Origin of the sequence: Microbacterium sp. NPDC019599, from assembly GCF_040632175.1 — a bacterium.
Lineage (GTDB): Bacteria > Actinomycetota > Actinomycetes > Actinomycetales > Microbacteriaceae > Microbacterium.
This window is the reverse complement of the sequence record NZ_JBEYBL010000008.1, coordinates 179,613-197,372: the sequence shown is the minus strand read 5'-3', so window position 1 is coordinate 197,372 and position 17,760 is coordinate 179,613. Positions and strand designations below refer to the sequence as shown.

The window sequence follows — 17,760 nt, the reverse complement described above, 5'->3', positions numbered from 1 at the left end:
CAACGACCGATGCCTGCCGGTCGTTGAGCGAGCGAAGCGATACGAAACGCGCCGATTCCGGCGCACACCGCAGCCCAGTCAGTCCTTCGCACGCGGTGACGACGCCACAGGGTCGGCGACGCGGAACCGCGCGCTCAGGAGCGACTCCTCACGTGACGACGGTCCGACGAGAAGCTCGAACTCGCCGGCCTCGACGAGGCGCTTGCCGTGGGCGTCGACGATCGTGCAGTCCGCTACGGGGAGCGACAGCTCGACCGTCACGCTCTCGCCCGGTTCGAGGTCCAGGTGGCGGTACCCCTTGAGCTCCTTGTCGGCCCAGCTGACCGACGTCACGGTGTCGCGCACGTAGACCTGCACGATCTCGCGTGCGGGCCGGTCGCCGGTGTTGCGCAGGTCGACGAGGGCGCGCACGGTGTCGTCGCCATCGAGGTCGGCCTCGACGATGCGCAGGTCCGAGTACTCGACGGTCGTGTACGAGAGGCCCTCGCCGAACGCGAAGGCGGGGCTCTGCGTGAGGTCGGCGTAGCGGTCGCCGTGCTGGCCGCGGATCTGGTTGTAATAGATCGGCAGCTGCCCCGCGTGGCGGGCGAACGAGAGCGGCAGGCGCCCGCTCGGCTCGATGAGACCCAGCAGGAGTTCCGCGATCGCCTGGCCTCCGCGCATTCCGGGGTTCGCGGCCCACACGAGCGCGGCGGCATCCATCACAGCCTTCGGAAGCACGTGCGGCTTGGAGGCGAGCAGCACGACGACGAGGGGAGTCCCGGTCGCCGCGAGGGCTTCCAGCAGCGCGACCTGTCCACCGATGAGCTCGAGGGTCGCCGTCGAGCGGCCCTCGCCGACGAGCTCGATGCGGTCGCCGACGACCGCGACGACGTAGTCGGCACCCTCGGCCGCCGCGACGGCCCCGGCGATGAGATCGGCGTCCGGTGCCATCGGCACGACCACCTGGGGGCGCGGCTGCCCGTCGGGGAAGAACGCGCCCTGCGGGTCCTCCTCGAGGGTCAGGATGCCGGCACCCTCCGCGTGCGTGATCTCCCAGTCCGCGGGCGCATGCGCGCGCAGGCCGTCGAGCACCGTCGAGATCATCGCGCGCGGGTGCCCGTCCGGGATCCAGTCGACCTGCCCCGACGATCCGGCCCAGTCGCCGAGCTGCGTCTGCGCGTCGTCGGCGAGCGGGCCGACCACGGCGATGCGGCGGGCGCCCGAGGCGGGGGCCACAGCGCGCCCGGAGGCGTCGGCGGTGAGCCCGCCCGCGAGCGGGAGCGTCCCGTCGTTGCGCAGGAGCACGAGCGACCTCCGCGCGGCCTCGAGGTTGAGCGCCGCGTGCTCGGCCGAGCCGACGGTCGCCGCGATGCGCTCACGATCGGGCAGGCGCGGGTCCTCGAAGAGGCCGAACTCGAACTTGAGCAGCAGGATCCGCGCGACGGCGCGGTCGAGCGCGTCCTCGGTCATGAGACCCTGCGCGAGAGCGTCCAGCGCACCCTGGAAGAAGCCGGGCGTCGTCATGATCATGTCGTTGCCGGCGAGCACGGCCGCCGCTGCCGCGTGCGCGTAGTCGGGCTGGACCTTCTGCTCCCACACCATGCGACCGACGTTGTCCCAGTCGGTGATGAGCGTTCCCGTGTACCCCCACTCACCGCGCAGCACATCGTTCAGCAGCCAGTCGTTCACCGTGATCGGCACGCCGTCGGTCGTCTGGTAGCCGAGCATGAAGGTGCGGCATCCCTCCTTCGCCACTCGCTCGAAGGGAGGCAGGAACCACGACCGCAGCTTGCGCCGCGAGATGTCGGCCTCGCTCGCGTCGCGTCCGCCCTGCGTCTCGGAGTAGCCCGCGAAGTGCTTCGCGGTGGCGAGGATCGCCGTGGGGTCGTCCAGTCCGCCGCCCTGGTAGCCGCGCACCATCGCCGAGGCGAGCTCGCCGATGAGGAACGGGTCCTCGCCGAACGTCTCGTCGATGCGCCCCCAGCGCAGATCGCGCGCGATGCACAGGACGGGCGAGAACGTCCAGTGGATGCCGGTCGCCGAGACTTCAACGGCGGTCGCCCGTGCGACGCGCTCAGCGAGCGAGGCATCCCATGACGCCGCCATGCCCAGCTGGGTCGGGTAGATCGTCGCGCCCTCCCAGAAGGAGTGCCCGTGGATGCAGTCCTCGCCGACGAGGAGGGGGATCTGCAGACGCGTCGAGAGCGTCAGCTCGCGAGCGCGCAGGACCTTCTCGGGTGAGGCGTGCAGGATCGAGCCGGCGTGCATGCGCACGACCTGATCGGCGAGGTCCTCCCGGGCGTCGAGCTGGAGCATCTGGCCGATCTTCTCCTCGACCGTCATCCGCTCGAGGAGGTCGGCGATGCGGTCGGCGACGGGCAGCGAGGCGTCGAGGTAGTCCGGACGGGTGGCGGTGGTCACACGTTCTCCTGGATGTTCATGTCGGTGCGCACGGCGGTGACCGTGTCGTTCACGTTCATGCCCTTCTTCTTCAGGGCGCGGGCGCGCTCGCCGGCGGATCGCAGGCGCGGGTTGACGTACTCGTCGATGCCGAAGTTGATCAGCGAGAGAGCCACGCCGATGGCGGCGATGCACAGGCCCGGAGGCATGAACCACCACCACTGGCCCTGGCGGAACGCGCCCTGCGCGCTCGCCCAGTTGAGGATCGTGCCCCAGTTGTAGGTCGTCACCGGGATGATGCCGATGTACGACAGGGTTGTGAGCCCGATGATCGCGGCGGTGACGGTGCCCACGAAGCTCGCGGCGATGAGCGCCATGAGGTTCGGGAGCATCTCGACGGTGATGATCCGCCGGAGAGGCTCGCCGTTGGCGCGCGCGGCCTGGATGAAGTCGCGGCTGCGCAGCGACATCGTCTGGGCGCGCAGCACGCGCGCGCCCCACGCCCAGCCGATGAGGCCCAGCACTCCGGCGATGAGGATGAGGGGCGGGTCCTCGAACATCGACGCCACGATGATGATGAGCGGGATGCCGGGGATCACGAGGAAGACGTTCGTGAGAGCCGACAGGCCCTCGCCGCGCCACCCGCGGAGGTATCCGGACAGCACGCCGACGACGATCGCGAGGACCGTGGCGATGAGTGCGGCAAGGAACCCCACCACGATGACGCCCCGCGTGCCGTGGATGACCTGGCTCAGGACGTCCTCGCCGATGTGCGTCGTGCCCAGCCAGTGCGCCGCCGACGGCGGCTGGAAGCGCGCGGTGTTGTCGACCTTGGTGGGCGAGTACGGGGCCAGCACGTCGGCGAAGACCGCGACGAGCACGAAGAACCCGAGGATCGACAGGCCCGTGATCGACTTCTTGTTGCGGAACATCGCGAACGCCGAGCCGAGCTTCGACCAGAAGGTCGGCTTGCGGGGCGCTTTCCCGGCCGGTGCCGGCTTGCGGACGGTGGCGGTGGCCGGCGTGTTCGCCGCGCGCTGCTGAATCGTGTCGCCTGCGATCGTGTTCATGTTCAGGCCTCCGTCTGGCGCGTGCGCGGGTCGAGGAATGCGTAGGCGACGTCGGCGAGGAGGTTCGCGAGGAGCACCGAGATGGTGATCACGAGGAACACCCCCTGCATGAGGGCGTAGTCCTTCGCGTTCGTGGCGTCGAGGAGGAGCTTGCCGACGCCGGGATAGCTGAACACCACCTCCATGACGATCGTGCCGCCGACGATGAAGCCGAGCGCGAGGGCGAAGCTCTGGATCTGGGGGAGCACGGCGTTGCGCGCGGCATACCGCCAGAGAACCCGGTCGTTCGGCAGACCCTTGGCCTGCGCGACGGTGACGTAGTCCTCGTCGAGCACCGTGAGCATCATGTTGCGCATGCCCAGCATCCAGCCGCCCAGCGAGGCGATGATGATCGTCGCCGCGGGCAGGAAGCCGTGATGCAGCACGTCGCCGATGAACTCCCACGAGAGTTCCGGCACGGCTCCGACGCCGTAGGCCTTGCCGATCGGGAACCACCCGAGCGCGACCGAGAACACCGCGATCGCCAGGAGGCCGAGCCAGAAATAGGGGATCGTGCTGAAGAAGGTCGTGATCGGGATGAGGATGTCGAGCCGGCTGCCGCGACGCCACCCGATGATCGCACCGCCGACGGTGCCGATCGTGAAGGCCAGGAGCGTCGCGAAGCCGACGAGGGCGATGGTCCAGATGAGGGACTGGCCGACGACCTCGGTCACCGGCCGCATGCCGTGCAGGAGCGAGATGCCGAGGTCTCCGCGCAGGAGGTGGCTCCAGTAGTCCAGGTACTGCTGCCAGAGCGGCGTCTCGGAGTCGAGTCCGAGCATGGCCCGCAGCGCGTCGGCCGCCTCGGGAGAGACGTTGCGGTTGCGGGCGAGGTACGCGCTGACCGCGTCGCCCTTCATGAGGCGCGGCAACAGGAAGTTGATCGTGATGGCCGCCCACAGCGTGAACAGATAGAACAGGGCACGGTTGCCGAGGAAGCGCCACGGGACGCGGATGCCGCCTTTGACGGCGCTCGTCGCGGTCGTGCCGGCTTCGATCGCGTCGAAGTCCGGGGAGAGCTGGGGGGCGACGGCGCTCACTTCTCACCTCCGAGGATGCCGGCTGCGTGCGCGAAGTAGGTGTCGGGATCGGGCGATGCCGCGCGCAGCTCTTGGGTGTAGGGACTCTGGGGATTGAGGATGACGTCGTCGGCCGGGCCGTGCTCGACGATGCGCCCCTGGTTGAGGACGATGATCTCGTCGCTGAAATGGCGCGCGGTCGCGAGGTCGTGCGTGATGTACAGCACCCCGAGGCCGTGTTCGCGCTGCAGGTCGGAGAGCAGGTTCAGCACTCCGAGTCGGATCGACACGTCGAGCATCGAGACCGGCTCGTCGGCCACGAGCAGCTTGGGGCGGGATGCCAGTGCACGGGCGATCGCGACGCGCTGGCGCTGGCCGCCGGAGAGTTCGTGCGGCCGGCGGTCGATGACGGCGTCGGCATCGAGGCGGACGCGGCTCAGGAGCCGGTGGACCTCGTCGTCGAGCTGCTCCTTCGGCACGACCCGATCGAGCTGGAGCGGTCGCTGGATGGCGTAGCGGATCGTGTGGTACGGGTTCAGCGAGGCGAACGGATCCTGGAAGACCATGCGCAGCTGCTGGCGGTAGGTCCGCAGCGCTTTGCCTCGCCGGGGGATCGGCTGGCCGTCGAACCGGACTTCGCCGCTCGTGGGCCACTCGAGCTGGGTGAGGATCTTGGCGATCGTCGACTTGCCGCTGCCCGACTGGCCGACGAGGCCGATCGTCTGGCCCGAGTGGAGCGTGAAGCTCACGTCATCGAGCGCCTTGATCTGTCCCGCGCCGCGGACGGTGTACGCCTTGGTGACGGCGTCGAATTCGAGGACGGTCATCGCCTGACCACCCCTCTCTCGCCGGTGAGTCTGGGGAAGGAAGCGAGGAGCGTCCGGGTGTACTCGTCCTGCGGGTCGGTCCAGACGCGTTCGGCGGTGTCGAGTTCGACGATCGCTCCTTCGCGCATGATCGCGATGCGATCGCTGATCTCCAGGAGCAGCGGAAGGTCGTGCGTGATGAAGATGACCGAGAATCCGAACTCGTGGCGAAGCTGCGAGATCTGACGCAGGATCTCGCGCTGGACCAGCACGTCGAGTGCGGTCGTCGGCTCGTCCATCACCATGAGCTGCGGGCGCAGCGCGAGCGCCATGGCGATCATGACGCGCTGGCGCATGCCGCCTGACAGCTCGTGCGGGTACGAGCGGTAGCGCTGCGCGCCGACCTTGACGATCTCGAGGAGCTCGATGACAGCGGCGCGGCGCTCCGAGCGCGAGAGGTTCGGGCGGTGGACCTCGAACACGTCCTCGAGCTGCGAGCCGATCGTGGCGACCGGATTCAGCGAGTTCATCGCGCCCTGGAAGACCATCGAGATCTTGTCCCAGCGGAATCGGCGCATCTCCTCGGCATCGAGGCCGTTGATGTCGACATCCTCGCCGCTCGCGTCGTGGAAGACGACGGACCCGCTCGTGATGACAGCCGGGGGCTTGAGCAGGCGCTGGATGCCGTAGGCGAGCGTGGTCTTGCCGCACCCGCTCTCGCCGGCGAGTCCGAGGATCTCACCCCGCTGGAGTTCGAGGGAGACGTTCTTGACCGCGCGCACGGGGGGATCGACGTCGTAGACGATCGAGAAGTCGCGGACGGAGAGCAGCGAATCTCTCATGAGTGCTGAATCGCTTTCGTGAGGGCTGACGAGGGCGGGACGGATGCCGCAGCAGCAGTGCTGACGAGGGCGGGACGGATGCCGCAGCAGCAGTGCTGACGAGGGCGGGACGGATGCCGCAGCATCCGTCCCGCCAGCGGTGTGTCAGGACGCGGGCTGCAGCTTGGTCAGGATCTGCACGATCGCCGGCTGAGTCGGGTCGGCCGAGGCGTACTGGTCGCCTTCCGACGGCCACCCGACGTAGTTGCGGGTGTTGAACTCGCCGAGGAGCGGGTGCGCACCGAGCGGGATGACGGGGACGTTCTCCACGAACGCCTTCTGGATCACCGCGAGGGCGGCCTCACGGTCGGCGTCGGAGGACGCGTTCGCGTAGGTGTTCAGCGCGTCGGTGACGGCGGGGTCGTCGAAGCGTCCGAAGTTGAAGGACGCCTTGTCGTCGACGATCCACTTCGGGTCCATCGCGGACGTGTAGAGGCCGTAGGCGTTGCCGGTGTCCTCGAGCCAGTGGATGATCGCCTGGAACGTGCCCTCCTGGCGTGCGGCATCCCATCCGCCCCAGTCCGGCTGGTCGACCTTGACCTCGATGCCGAGGCCCTCCTTGAGCTCTTCGGCGATGAGCGCCTGCTCGGTGTTCCAGTCGCTCCAGCCCGCGGGGACCGAGATCGAGAACGTGACAGGCTCGCCGTCGGGGTCGACGAGGGCGTCGCCGTCCCATGTGTAGCCGGCATCGGTCAGGATCTGACGGGCCTTGTCGACGTCGACCTCGTAGTTCTGGCCGGCGTACTCGGGGATGATCTCGTCCTCGAGCAGCGCGCCGAGACCGGTCACGCTCCAGATCGCCTCGCTCGCTCCTTCGCGGGCGATGTCGACGTAGGCCTGACGGTCGATCGTCCACGCGAGCGCCTGACGCAGCGCCGGGTCGTTGAACGGCTTGGTCTGCAGGTTCATGAAGAGCGTCCCCGCGCCCGCCGTCGGCGAGGCGAGGAACTTGTTGTCGGGGTCGGCCGACAGGTAGCTGTCCTGGATCTGCGGGATGAACGCCTGCGCCCAGTCGGCCTCGCCCGTCGCGAGCGCGGTCGTCAGCGCCGCGTTGTCGCCGTACGAGACGTAATGCAGCTCGGGCACGGCCAGCTCGCCGCCCCAGTAGTCGGGGTTCGCGGTGAGGTTGACCGACTCCGTCGTCCACGAGTCGAGCACGTACGGACCCGTACCGACGACCTGGCCCTCGCCGGTGACCGGGTCGGTGTTCGGGTCCGCGATGTCCTTCCAGACGTGCTCCGGCACGATCTGGAAGTGGAGCACACGCGCCTGCTGGGTGTACTTCGAGCTGTTGAAGTCGATCGTGACGGTGTCGCCGTCGACGCTGACGCTCTTGAGGTCGAGTGCGTTGGTGTCGTTGAGCTTGCCGTCGAGCACCTGGTTGAACGAGAACGCGATGTCGTCGGCGGTGAAGTCCTCGCCGTCGCTCCACTTGACACCGCTGCGCGCGACGGCCGTGAGCTGGGTGTAGTCGTCGTTCCACGTCACGGACTCCGCGAGCCAGGGGGTGGTTCCGAGGTCGCCGGTCGGGTTGACGAGTGCGAGGGACTCGAAGATGACCTTGCCGTAGCCGTACTTCGCGGCCGACGAGTCGCCCAGGTAGGGGTTGTTCGACTCCGTGGTGATCGCACCGTCGGGCTTGGCGATCGTGAGGGCCGCTCCAGTGGATTCGGCGTCGTCGCCGCCACCGCTCGCGCAGCCGGTGAGCACAAGCGCCGCGGCCACGCCGGCGGCAGCGAGGGTTGTTCTGAGCCTCATTGCTTCTCCTTGATGTGAGCACGACATCGTGTCTCCGGGGTGACGACGACGTCGATGGGTGATTGCCGGATCAACTTACAATCAAGTAAGTAATGTTTGCAACTATCCTGTTCCCGGACGCAGGAACCGCACCTGCGTAAACTCGCAGGCGCCGGCGAAGACCCACCGGAGACGCCGAGACCAAGGAGCGCGCACCGAATGACCGGACAGCGTCGGCAGCCGCGTTCGCGCCCCGAGACCCTCGTCCGCAGACGCGAGATCCTCGACGCGGCCGTCGAGATCTTCGGCAGCAAGGGCTTCGCAGGCGGCACGCTGCAGGAGATCGCCGACCAGGTCGGCATGACCCACGCGGGGATCCTCCATCACTTCGGGTCGAAGCACGAACTGCTCCTCGAGGTGCTGCAGCACCGCGACGACACCGACGTGGCCGACCTGGAAGAGCAGCACATCCCGGACGGCATGCCGCTGTTCCGGCACCTCGTGCGCACAGCCTTCGTCAACGCCCACCGCGCGGGCATCGTGCAGGCCTACGCCGTGCTGTCGGCCGAGTCGGTGACCGACGACAATCCCGGTCGCGAGTTCTTCGAGAAGCGCTACCGCACGCTGCGGTCGGAGGTCGCCCACGCATTCGCGGTCGCGTGCGAGGAGCGCGGCGTGACCGAGCCCGCCACCATCGGCTACGCGTCGGCGAGCATCCTGGCCGTCATGGACGGCCTGCAGGTGCAGTGGCTGCTCGATCCGGATGCCGTCGACCTCGCGCGGGCATCGGAGTTCGCGATCGAGGCGATCGTCTCCTCAGTCCTCTCGCCGGCCCCGTCGCCGCTCGGCGAGGATCCGGCCCCGGACGAGCTCGTCCGCTAGACCCGGCTTGTCGTGGCGTCGAACCGGCGCCCGGCGTCCGCCTCGCCCTCGGTCGTTGAGCGAGCGAAGCGGTCGTTGAGCGAGCGAAGCGAGACGAAACGCGCCGAACCCTCGCGCAGCCTCAGCCCAGGCGCTCGACCGTGTAGTCGATCGCGCGGATCAGCTGGCGGACGTCGTCGGGGTCGATCGACACGAACGTCGCGACGCGCAGCTGGTTGCGACCGAGCTTGCGGTACGGCTCGGTGTCGACGATGCCGTTGGCGCGGAGGCTCTTGGCGACGGCCGCGGCATCCACCGACTCGTCGAAGTCGATCGTGACGACGACGGGGGAGCGGTCGGCGGGGTCGGCGACGAAGGGCGTCGCGAAGGCGGATGCCTCGGCCCAGTCGTAGAGAGCCTGCGACGACTCGTGCGTCCGGGCGTCGGCCCACTGGAGGCCGCCGTTGCCGTTGATCCACTCGAGCTGGGAGTCCAGCAGCGCGAGCGTCGCGATGGCGGGGGTGTTGAGCGTCTGGTTGAGGCGCGAGTTGTCGACCGCGTTCTTGAGGCTGAGGAATTCGGGGATGTACCGGCCGGACGCGGCGATGCGCTCGATGCGCTCGATCGCGGCGGGGGAGACGGCGGCGAACCACAGGCCGCCGTCCGAGCCGAGGTTCTTCTGCGGCGCGAAGTAGTAGACGTCGGTCTGCGAGACCGAGAAGTCGATGCCGCCCGCAGCGCTCGTCGCGTCGATGACGGTCAGGGCGCCTTCGTCGCCGGCGACGCGGACGATGTCGGCGGCCACGCCCGTCGACGTCTCGTTGTGCGGCCACGCGTATACGTCGACACCTTCGACGGCCTCGGCCGCCGAGCGCCCGCCCGCGGGGGCTTCTCGCACGTCGGGGGCCTCGAGCCACGGCGCCTTCGCGGCGGAGGCGAACTTTCCGCCGAACTCGCCGAAGACGAGGTTCTGGCTGCGCTTCTCGATGAGGCCGAACGCCGCGGCATCCCAGAAGGCGGTCGATCCGCCGTTGCCCAGGATGATCTCGTAGCCGGTCGGAAGGCGGAACAGATCGGCCAGGCCCGCGCGCACGCGGCCCACGAGGTCCTTCACGGGCGCCTGGCGGTGCGACGTCCCCAGCAGCGCCGAGAGCGGGCCCGTCAGAGCCTCGACCTGTGCGGGGCGGACTTTCGACGGACCGCATCCGAAGCGTCCGTCGGCGGGCAGGATCTCGCGGGGCAGGGCGACGTGCGACATGGGTCCGATTCTAGAGTTGCGCCCCGATGCGGCCCATTCGTGTGACGGATCCGGTGTCGGGGCGCATTGGTAGGCTGAAAAGTCCCCGTCCGCGCCCCTCGAGGATGCCTGAATGACCGATCTCATCGACACCACCGAGATGTATCTGCGCACCATCCTCGAGCTGGAGGAGGAGGCGATCATCCCGCTGCGCGCCCGGATCTCGGAGCGACTCGGCCATTCCGGCCCGACGGTCTCGCAGACGGTCGGGCGCATGGAGCGCGACGGGCTCGTCGTCGTCTCCGACGACCGCCGCCTCGAGCTCACCGACGCCGGCCGGCAGAAGGCCGTCGACGTCATGCGCAAGCACCGCCTCGCCGAGCGGCTCCTCTCCGACGTCATCGGGCTGGACTGGGCCTACGTCCACGAGGAGGCGTGCCGCTGGGAGCACGTCATGAGCGAGCAGGTCGAGCGCCGGCTCGTCGAGCTGCTCGGGCACCCGACCGAGTCGCCGTACGGCAACCCGATCCCGGGTCTCGACCAGCTCGGCGATGTGCCCGCCCGGACGTTCGATCAGGGCGTCGTGGGGCTCGTGCGTCACCTCAACGAGGTCGGTCAGCCCGTGTCCGGCACGATCCGCCGCCTCGCCGAGCCTGCCCAGGTCGACCCCGAGCTGCTCCAGCAGCTGAAGGCCGCAGGCGTCGTGCCCGGTGCCAAGGGAGGCTTCCGCTACAGCGAGGGCTACGTGCTCGTCGAGATGGACGGCAGCGACGAGGCCCTCGAGCTCCCGGTCGAAGTGGCCGCGCACATCTTCCTCGTCGACGAACGGGTCTGAGTCGCGCCGATAAGTTGCCAGCGTGACATATTCGTTACCTTCGGGTAGCCTCGAAGGGTCCACCTGGCGAGAAGCCCGCCGACGGACCCCGCACGGATTGCCTCCCCGGCTCGTCGTCTGCGCGGTGAAGCCCGCATCAAGTGCCCCGAACACCCAGTGCTGACGAGCCAGCGCCCCGGCGCAGAGGCGCCGGAGGACAGTTTGGCTGAAGAGAACGAGACACCTGTCGACGAGTCGTCACAGGAGCACCCGACGGGTGTCGCGAAGCGGACTCGCGCGCGCGGAATCGCCGCGCGCCGAACGAAGCCTCGCCGCCCCGCTCGCGTCGCTTCCTCATCGGCGTCCCCGCGCGCCAAGGCGCGTCCTCTGCGCACCCTCGTCATCCTCAGCATGGTCGGCGGCCTCGTCGCAACCGTCGCGCTTCCCGCGTACGGTGCGTGGCGCGCGCCCGCCGAGGCGGCAGTGACGCTGCAGCAGGTGGCCGCCGACGACGCGCAGTCCCTCGTCGTCGCCTCCGACGCGACCTCGCAGAAGCTCGACCGCGGCAGCTACTCCGCGACGACGCCGGAAGAGATCGCGAAGAAGAAGGCGCAGGAGGCCGCGGCCGCACGGGCCCGCCAGCTCGCAGCGGCAGCAGCGGCTGCGGCTCAGTCCCAGTCTCAGACCGTCTACAGCATGAACCTGTCGATGACGGCACCCGGTTCGGGCGAAGTGCGCTGGCCCGTGTCGGGCTTCACGTACGCGAGCTACAACCTCTTCCGCGCGCCGGGCCGACCGAACCACAACGGGTTCGACATGGTCGCCCCCGCCGGCACGCCGATCTTCGCCGCGGCCGCAGGCGTCGTCCGAGTCTCGCAGGAGAGCTACAACGGCTACGGCGTCGCGGTCACGATCGACTCCGTCGTCGGCGGCCAGCCGGTCTCGACCCTCTACGGTCACATGACGTACGGCAGCCGTCAGGTCGTGTCAGGCCAGACCGTCGCGGCCGGCCAGCTCATCGGCGCGGTCGGCAGCACGGGCAGCTCCACGGCGAACCACCTGCACTTCGAGGTGCGCGTCAACGGCGGCCTCGTCGACCCGCTCGCCTGGCTCCAGGCCAACGCCGGCTGACCCTCCGAGCCGGGTCGAGCCGGCTGTGCTGCGCCCAGGTTTCAGCGACACGCCACCGTGCGTTCATGGCGCCGGACGACCCTCCCTCCCGCGCGGTGCATTAGCCTGAACCTGACGCTCTGAGAAACAGAGGGGGAGCTGATGGACGCCACGCCACGCATCCGCACCATGGACGCGCTCGGCCTGCTCGTCCTTCGGCATCACATGAGCGGATGCCACGGCACGTCCGTGGCGCCGAGGCGCTGTCTGTAGACAGCGCCTTTTTTCATGCCTCTCGACCTCCCGGAACGCCGCGTGAGTCGAATAACCGAGAAGCCGTCCCGGCCGTTCGAGAGGATGAGGAATGCGCACGCTGGTGCTGAATGCGGGCTATGAGCCGCTCGCCATCGTGTCGTTCAAACGAGCCATCGTGCTCGTCATGAACGACAAGGCGACCGTCGTCGAGCACGTCGACGGGGAGCCGATCTGGGGGACGAGACAGGCGTGGGACCGCCCCGCCGTCATCCTCCTGACGCGCTATGTGCGCGTGCCCGGGGGACGCCACATCCCCGTGACGCGAAGAGGCGTGCTGCGGCGTGATGCCCACCGCTGCGGCTACTGCGGCAAGGCCGCGTCGACGATCGACCACATCCTGCCCCGCTCGCGCGGCGGCGGCGACTCGTGGGAGAACCTCGTCGCGTGCTGCCTGCGCTGCAACAACGTCAAGGGCGATCGCACGCCGCAGGAGATGGGCTGGGACCTGCGCATCGCGCCCCGCCCGCCGCACGGCGCGCAATGGACTGTCCGCGGCACTGACCGGACCGACCCGCGCTGGGAGCCGTATCTCGAGCTCGCCGCCTAGCTTGAGCGTTCGGTTGGCGCGGATCGACAGCATCCGATCTCATTCTGTGGATCTGCGACAACCGGAGGCCTGACGCCCGGCGCGTTTCGTCTCGTCGCTTCGCTCCTCGCTCGACGACCGAGACTGCGTGACCTCACTCCACGGTCGTTGAGCGAGCGTAGCGAGACGAAACGCGCCGGCGCACTCACGGCCGGTCGAGGAGTGCCAGCCAGCGCGTCAGGATGGGCTCGATCGCCTCGACATCCGCCGCGCCGAGCTCGTCGAGCAGGTGGTGCTCGTTCGTCATGTGCGCCGTGAAGGCCTCGTCGATCAGGGCCCTGCCCGCGGGCGTCAGCCGGATGACCCGGCGGCGGGCATCGGATGCCTCGACCCGGCGCTCGACGAGTCCCCGAGCCTCGAGGCGGTCGACGCGCTTGGTCAGGCCGCCCGTCGTCACGAGCGTGTGATCGGCGAGCTCTCCGGCCGCCCGCTCGTAGGGCGCTCCCGCACGGCGCAGAGTCGCCAGGACGTCGAAGTCGCCCTCGCTGAGCCCGTGCTGGGCGTAGACGGCCGTGAGGCGCTCGGTCAGCTCGAGCGCGACGCGGTGAAGGCGTCCGATGACGCCCTGCGGCGACACGTCGAGGTCGGGGCGCTCGCGCTGCCAGGCCGCTTGGATCTGGGCGATCCGGTCACCGTCGTCGGTCATGAAGCGATCGTAGCGCCAAATATCTTCCCGGTAAGATAAAGTATCTTCCATGGAAGATAAGCGGCTCCGGTGGATCCTCGTGACGGCGCTCGCGCCCATCGCGTGGGGGAGCACCTATGTCGTGACGCGCCAGCTGCTGCCGGCCGACTCCCCACTGTGGGGCGGCGTGCTGCGTGCGCTTCCCGCCGGGCTGCTCGTCCTGCTGATCGCGCGCCGGCTGCCCCGCGGATCCTGGTGGTGGCGATCGCTCGTGCTGGGCACGCTCAATGTCGGCGGATTCTTCGTGCTCGTCTACATCGCGGGGCAGCGCCTTCCGTCGAGCCTCGCGGCGACGGTGATGTCGACATCCGCCATCACCCTGATGCTCTTCGCGTGGCTCCTGCTGCAGCAGCGCCCGCGTCTGGCCGCACTCGTCGGCGCGGCGGTCGGGCTCATCGGCGTCGTGATCCTCGTGGGCGTCGATCCGGGCGGAGTCGACGGCTGGGGCATCGCGGCGTCGCTCGGCGCGATGCTGTCATCGTCGTTCGGGTTCGTCCTCACGTCGCGGTGGGGCTCGGACGTGCCGGCCCTCCCGATGACGGCGTGGCAGCTGCTCGCCGGCTCGATCGTGCTCCTCCCCGTCGCCGTGCTCGTCGAGGGCCCGCCTCCCGTCTTCACGCCGACGTCGACGCTCGGGTTCGCCTACATCGCGATCATCGGCACCGCCGTCGCCTACGTCGCGTGGTTCACGGGCCTGCGCCGGCTCCCGGCCGAGGTCGTCGGGCTCGTGGGGCTGCTCAATCCGGTGACGGGCGTGATCCTCGGCGTCGCGCTCGCGGGGGAGGCCTTCGGAATCGTCCAGGCCGTCGGTGTCGCCCTCGTCCTCGCGGGCGTCGCCGCGGGTGCCGTCGTGCGCAAGAAGCCGGATGCCGTCCTGCCGCGTCACCCCGAGTTGCCGCGCCGCAGAACGGCAGTGAAGCGACGGGCAGCGGCGGTGACAGTCGGGCCCACGCGCCCAGAGGCTCGCGGCAACGCGCCAGCGGTGCCGTGAGGGGGCGTGGGGACCGTTCGCACCTCGACGCTGTGATGGGATGGGCGAGTGACCCGAGCACTCCTCATCATCGACATGCAGCGCGCCTTCGACGACCTCGACTTCTGGGGGCCGACCGCCAACCCGGACTGCGAGGCGAACGTCGAGGCGCTCATCGCGACGTGGACGCGCTCGGGTGAGCCGATCGTCGTCGTACGGCACGACTCGGTGTCGCCTGGGTCGCCGCTGAGTCCCGCGAGCCCGGGCAATGCTCTCGTCGACGCCGTCGCGGCGGTCGAGCCCGCGCTGTCGGTCTCGAAGAGCGTCAACTCCGCCTTCTACGGCGACCCCGACCTGCACGCGTGGCTGGGGGAGCAGGGGGTCGGCGAGCTCGTCGTCTGCGGCATCCAGACCAACATGTGCGTCGAGACGACGGCGCGCATGGCGGGCAATCTCGGCTACGACGTGACGGTCGTGCTCGACGCGACGCGCACCTTCGATCTGACGGCGGATGTCGCGGGTCTGGGCACCGTGACGCGCTCGGCTGCCGAGCTCATGGCGGCGACGGCGCTCGTCCTGCAGGAGGGCGGGTTCGCGAAGATCGCGACGACGGCGGAGATCGCCGGCTGAACCCTGGCTCCGCCCTCGCGAATGTCGGAGGGTGGAGATAAGTTCGATCGCATCATTGAACGGATAGAACATGTGTTCTATTCTGTGGAGGTGAGGGCGATCGTGCGGAACGAAGCGCTCCGGCAGGAGCAGGGTGGCGAGGTGCGGCGTCTGCGGGCGCAGCTCGAGCGTCTCCAGGGGCGACGGCTCGAGGCGCCGGTGCTGCCGACGCATCCCGCGTTCACGTCGCTGCTGCCCGGGGGAGGGCTGCGTCCCGGGGCGGCGTACTCGCTCGGACGCTCCGCGTCGCTCCTGCTCGCGCTCGTGTCGCGCCCCTCGCAGGACGGCTCGTGGTGCGCTGTGATCGGCATGCCCGAGCTCGGCGCCGAAGCCGCCGAATCGCTGGGCGTCGACCTCGGCAGGCTCGTGCTCGTACCCGATCCGGGGCCGCGGTGGCTCGCCGTCACGGCGACGATCGCCGAAGTCGCGCCCGTCGTCGCGGTCCGGCCGCCGACCAAAGCCGCCGACGGCGAGATCGCGAGGCTCGCGGCGCGGCTGCGCGACCGGGGGACGGTGCTGCTCGTGCAGGGACCGTGGCCGCAGTCCGAGGCGACGCTCGACGTCGGCGACCCCGAGTGGACGGGGCTCGGCAGCGGCCACGGCTATCTCGAGAGCCGGGCCGTGACCGTGACCTCCTCGAGCCGGCGCTGGCCGCGGGCGCGGAGCGAGCGGATGCTGCTCCCCGGCCCGCAGGGCGAGGTCGCCCTCGTCCAGGCTCCGGTCGCCGAACTTCCGGTCGCTCCCTCGGTCGCACCCGCTCCCTCCGCTCTTCCTTCGGTCGTTGAGCGCCCTTCGACAGGCTCAGGAACCGCGATTCTGCGAGACGAAACGCCCCGGACCTCCGGGCAACCGCGACCCGAGCCCGCCCGGCCCGAGCAGCCCAGACCCGAGCCCGCCCGGCTTGAAGTCCGCGAGGCGACCTTCGCGCAGGAGGAGTTCGACGAGCGCCTGCGCACCGCTATGCGCGTACTGGAGGCGGTGGGCTGACATGCCGCCCGTACGCTTCGAAGCGCGACCCGACGCATCAGTCCGCAGCCTCGTGCTGTGGTTCCCGGATTGGCCGGTCACGGCTCTCGCGCGCGAGGGCGCCGTCGATCCGGACGCCCCGGTCGCGGTGTTCGAGCGCAACGAGGTCGTCGCGTGCTCCGCCGCGGCGCGTGCGGAGGGCGTGCGGCGCGGCCAGCGCCGCCGCGACGCGCAGGCGCGCTGCCCGCGGCTCACCGTGATCCCCGCCGACGCGATGCGGGATCATCGCGTGTTCTCGCCCGTCGTCGCGCGCATCGAGGAGCGCGCTCCGGGAGTGCAGATCGTGCGCGCGGGGCTGTGCGCGCTGAAGGCGCGAGGGCCTGCCCGCTACTACGGCGGCGAGACCGAGGCGGCGTGCATGCTGCTCGAGTCGCTGAGCGGGCTGGGCATCGAGACCGCGCGCGCGGGCGTCGCCGACGGCCCGTTCACCGCCGAGCAGGCGGCCCGGGCCGGCACGCGTCCCGACGATCCGGTGTGCATCGTGCCCTCCGGCCATGCGGCGGACTTCCTCGAGCCGCTGCCGATCGCCCTGCTCGACGACGCCTCGCTCGGCGGCGGCCCGGAGTTCGTCGGGCTCCTCGCGCGGCTCGGCGTGCAGACGCTCGGAGAGTTCGCGGCGCTCGAGCAGGACCGCGTGCGCGAGCGGTTCGGCGATCACGGCATCCGCCTGCACGCCCTCGCCTCGGGGCGCGATCCGCGCGCCGTCGCCCCCCGCACACCGCCGCCCGAGCTGCATCGCGAGGTCGCCTTCGAGCCGCCTCTCGAGCTCGCCGACCAGGTCGCGTTCGGCGTGCGGCTCGCCGCCGACGACTTCATCGCGGGCCTCGGCGCCGTCGACCTCGTGTGCACCGAGCTGCGGGTCGAGCTCACAGGCGACCGCGGAGAGCGCAGCGAGCGCGTGTGGCTGCATCCCGGCGCGTTCGACGCGGCGGGAGTCGTCGACCGCGTGCGCTGGCAGCTGGGGGAGGATGCCGAGGGCCTCCGCAGCGGCGTCGCGCTCGTGCGGATCTCGCCCGAGGCGGTGGACGCGGCATCCCATCACGCCCCCGCGATCTTCGGCGCGGCGCCCGAGGAGCGCGTCCACCACGCCCTCTCGCGCGTGCAGGCGATGCTCGGTCACCGCGGCGTCCTGACGCCCGCCGTCGGGGGAGGGCGATGGCTCGCCGAGCGGCAGGTGCTCGTGCCGTGGGGCGACCGCGCCGTGGTCGCGAAGGAGCGCTCGCGGCCCTGGCCCGGGAGCCTGCCCGATCCCCTGCCGGCATCCGTCTTCTCGCCGCCTCCGTCCGTCCAGGTGAGGTCGTCGATGGACGGCCCCGTCGCGGTCGACGAGCGAGGCCGCCTGACGGCCCACCCCGCCGTCCTGATCGAGGGCGCCCAGCGCCGCGCCATCACGCAGTGGGCGGGACCGTGGCCCATCAGCGAGCGGGGATGGGATGCTGTCCGAGCCCGCCGCGCCCACCGGTTCCAGGTCGTCGACGCCGACGGCGCCGCCTGGCTCCTCGTCTGCGAGGACGGCCGCTGGACCGCGGAGGCCCGCTATGACTAGGGGCGCC

Annotated in this window: 16 protein-coding genes; 8 read left to right on the top strand and 8 right to left on the bottom strand. The window is 70.1% G+C overall.

Going from position 1 to position 17,760, the window contains the following annotated elements; translation table 11 throughout:
* Nucleotides 1–78: 78 nt before the first annotated feature.
* The 6 genes from ABZ477_RS14640 to ABZ477_RS14615 all read right to left on the bottom strand — a co-directional run bounded on the left by ABZ477_RS14640 (nt 79) and on the right by ABZ477_RS14615 (nt 7,955).
* The gene (locus ABZ477_RS14640; RefSeq protein WP_360134451.1) at nt 79–2,403 is read right to left on the bottom strand and encodes a glycoside hydrolase family 3 N-terminal domain-containing protein; all 2,325 of its coding nucleotides are present in this window, start codon (nt 2,401–2,403) and stop codon (nt 79–81) included.
* A complete protein-coding gene (locus ABZ477_RS14635) occupies nt 2,400–3,452 on the bottom strand; it encodes an ABC transporter permease (RefSeq protein WP_360134448.1) in 1,053 nt (350 codons plus the stop codon). The genes ABZ477_RS14640 and ABZ477_RS14635 overlap by 4 nt, the downstream gene beginning before the upstream one ends.
* A 2-nt stretch (nt 3,453–3,454) precedes the next feature.
* The gene (locus tag ABZ477_RS14630; protein ID WP_360134445.1) at nt 3,455–4,531 is read right to left on the bottom strand and encodes an ABC transporter permease; all 1,077 of its coding nucleotides are present in this window, start codon (nt 4,529–4,531) and stop codon (nt 3,455–3,457) included.
* Complete coding sequence (locus tag ABZ477_RS14625) at nt 4,528–5,337, bottom strand: ATP-binding cassette domain-containing protein (RefSeq protein ID WP_360134442.1); 810 nt, start codon at nt 5,335–5,337, stop codon at nt 4,528–4,530. Before ABZ477_RS14625 ends, ABZ477_RS14630 begins: the two co-directional genes overlap by 4 nt.
* Nucleotides 5,334–6,158, bottom strand: coding sequence for an ABC transporter ATP-binding protein (locus ABZ477_RS14620; protein WP_360134439.1), 825 nt, complete (start codon nt 6,156–6,158; stop codon nt 5,334–5,336). Before ABZ477_RS14620 ends, ABZ477_RS14625 begins: the two co-directional genes overlap by 4 nt.
* A 144-nt stretch (nt 6,159–6,302) precedes the next feature.
* Nucleotides 6,303–7,955 (bottom strand): ABC transporter substrate-binding protein, encoded by a 1,653-nt coding sequence (locus tag ABZ477_RS14615; RefSeq protein ID WP_360134436.1) that lies wholly within the window; start codon nt 7,953–7,955, stop codon nt 6,303–6,305.
* 198 nt (nt 7,956–8,153) lie between these two features.
* Between ABZ477_RS14615 and ABZ477_RS14610 the strand changes: the two genes are divergently transcribed.
* The gene (locus tag ABZ477_RS14610) at nt 8,154–8,816 is read left to right on the top strand and encodes a TetR/AcrR family transcriptional regulator (RefSeq protein WP_360134433.1); all 663 of its coding nucleotides are present in this window, start codon (nt 8,154–8,156) and stop codon (nt 8,814–8,816) included.
* A 121-nt stretch (nt 8,817–8,937) separates the two neighbouring features.
* On the opposite strand, the gene serC is transcribed toward ABZ477_RS14610, so the two are convergent.
* Nucleotides 8,938–10,053: a phosphoserine transaminase gene (serC, locus tag ABZ477_RS14605; RefSeq protein ID WP_360134430.1), complete on the bottom strand. Its 1,116-nt coding sequence runs from the start codon at nt 10,051–10,053 to the stop codon at nt 8,938–8,940.
* A 112-nt stretch (nt 10,054–10,165) separates the two neighbouring features.
* On the opposite strand from serC, the gene ABZ477_RS14600 reads away from it, so the two are divergent.
* From ABZ477_RS14600 to ABZ477_RS14590, 3 genes are all read left to right on the top strand, one after another.
* Nucleotides 10,166–10,867, top strand: a complete 702-nt coding sequence (locus tag ABZ477_RS14600; protein WP_360134427.1) for a metal-dependent transcriptional regulator — start codon at nt 10,166–10,168, stop codon at nt 10,865–10,867.
* A gap of 390 nt (nt 10,868–11,257) precedes the next feature.
* Nucleotides 11,258–11,977, top strand: coding sequence for a M23 family metallopeptidase (locus tag ABZ477_RS14595; protein ID WP_360134424.1), 720 nt, complete (start codon nt 11,258–11,260; stop codon nt 11,975–11,977).
* Between the two features lie 343 nt (nt 11,978–12,320).
* Entirely contained in the window at nt 12,321–12,818 is a 498-nt protein-coding gene (locus ABZ477_RS14590) for an HNH endonuclease (RefSeq protein WP_360134421.1), read from the top strand.
* A 184-nt stretch (nt 12,819–13,002) separates the two neighbouring features.
* On the opposite strand, the gene ABZ477_RS14585 is transcribed toward ABZ477_RS14590, so the two are convergent.
* The gene (locus tag ABZ477_RS14585) at nt 13,003–13,503 is read right to left on the bottom strand and encodes a MarR family transcriptional regulator (RefSeq protein WP_360134418.1); all 501 of its coding nucleotides are present in this window, start codon (nt 13,501–13,503) and stop codon (nt 13,003–13,005) included.
* A gap of 49 nt (nt 13,504–13,552) precedes the next feature.
* On the opposite strand from ABZ477_RS14585, the gene ABZ477_RS14580 reads away from it, so the two are divergent.
* The 4 genes from ABZ477_RS14580 (at nt 13,553) to ABZ477_RS14565 (ending at nt 17,753) form a co-directional block, all read left to right on the top strand.
* Complete coding sequence (locus ABZ477_RS14580; protein ID WP_360134415.1) at nt 13,553–14,533, top strand: EamA family transporter; 981 nt, start codon at nt 13,553–13,555, stop codon at nt 14,531–14,533.
* A 48-nt stretch (nt 14,534–14,581) separates the two neighbouring features.
* Nucleotides 14,582–15,142: a cysteine hydrolase family protein gene (locus ABZ477_RS14575; RefSeq protein ID WP_360134412.1), complete on the top strand. Its 561-nt coding sequence runs from the start codon at nt 14,582–14,584 to the stop codon at nt 15,140–15,142.
* 90 nt (nt 15,143–15,232) lie between these two features.
* Nucleotides 15,233–16,168 carry a hypothetical protein gene (locus tag ABZ477_RS14570; RefSeq protein ID WP_360134410.1) on the top strand — a complete coding sequence of 312 codons (936 nt, stop codon included), beginning with the start codon at nt 15,233–15,235 and terminating at the stop codon, nt 16,166–16,168.
* 1 nt (nt 16,169) lies between these two features.
* Nucleotides 16,170–17,753, top strand: coding sequence for a DNA polymerase Y family protein (locus ABZ477_RS14565; RefSeq protein ID WP_360134407.1), 1,584 nt, complete (start codon nt 16,170–16,172; stop codon nt 17,751–17,753).
* The last annotated feature ends 7 nt before the right edge of the window (nt 17,754–17,760 follow it).

Excerpts from the sequence above, each read along its gene's own strand:
- ABZ477_RS14635 (WP_360134448.1), bottom strand. The coding sequence starts at position 3,452 with ATGAACACGATCGCAGGCGACACGATTCAGCAGCGCGCGGCGAACACG.
- ABZ477_RS14625 (WP_360134442.1), bottom strand. The coding sequence starts at position 5,337 with ATGACCGTCCTCGAATTCGACGCCGTCACCAAGGCGTACACCGTCCGC.
- ABZ477_RS14620 (WP_360134439.1), bottom strand. The coding sequence starts at position 6,158 with ATGAGAGATTCGCTGCTCTCCGTCCGCGACTTCTCGATCGTCTACGAC.
- ABZ477_RS14615 (WP_360134436.1), bottom strand. The coding sequence starts at position 7,955 with ATGAGGCTCAGAACAACCCTCGCTGCCGCCGGCGTGGCCGCGGCGCTT.
- ABZ477_RS14610 (WP_360134433.1), top strand. The coding sequence starts at position 8,154 with ATGACCGGACAGCGTCGGCAGCCGCGTTCGCGCCCCGAGACCCTCGTC.
- serC (WP_360134430.1), bottom strand. The coding sequence starts at position 10,053 with ATGTCGCACGTCGCCCTGCCCCGCGAGATCCTGCCCGCCGACGGACGC.
- ABZ477_RS14600 (WP_360134427.1), top strand. The coding sequence starts at position 10,166 with ATGACCGATCTCATCGACACCACCGAGATGTATCTGCGCACCATCCTC.
- ABZ477_RS14595 (WP_360134424.1), top strand. The coding sequence starts at position 11,258 with ATGGTCGGCGGCCTCGTCGCAACCGTCGCGCTTCCCGCGTACGGTGCG.
- ABZ477_RS14590 (WP_360134421.1), top strand. The coding sequence starts at position 12,321 with ATGCGCACGCTGGTGCTGAATGCGGGCTATGAGCCGCTCGCCATCGTG.
- ABZ477_RS14585 (WP_360134418.1), bottom strand. The coding sequence starts at position 13,503 with ATGACCGACGACGGTGACCGGATCGCCCAGATCCAAGCGGCCTGGCAG.
- ABZ477_RS14580 (WP_360134415.1), top strand. The coding sequence starts at position 13,553 with ATGGAAGATAAGCGGCTCCGGTGGATCCTCGTGACGGCGCTCGCGCCC.
- ABZ477_RS14565 (WP_360134407.1), top strand. The coding sequence starts at position 16,170 with ATGCCGCCCGTACGCTTCGAAGCGCGACCCGACGCATCAGTCCGCAGC.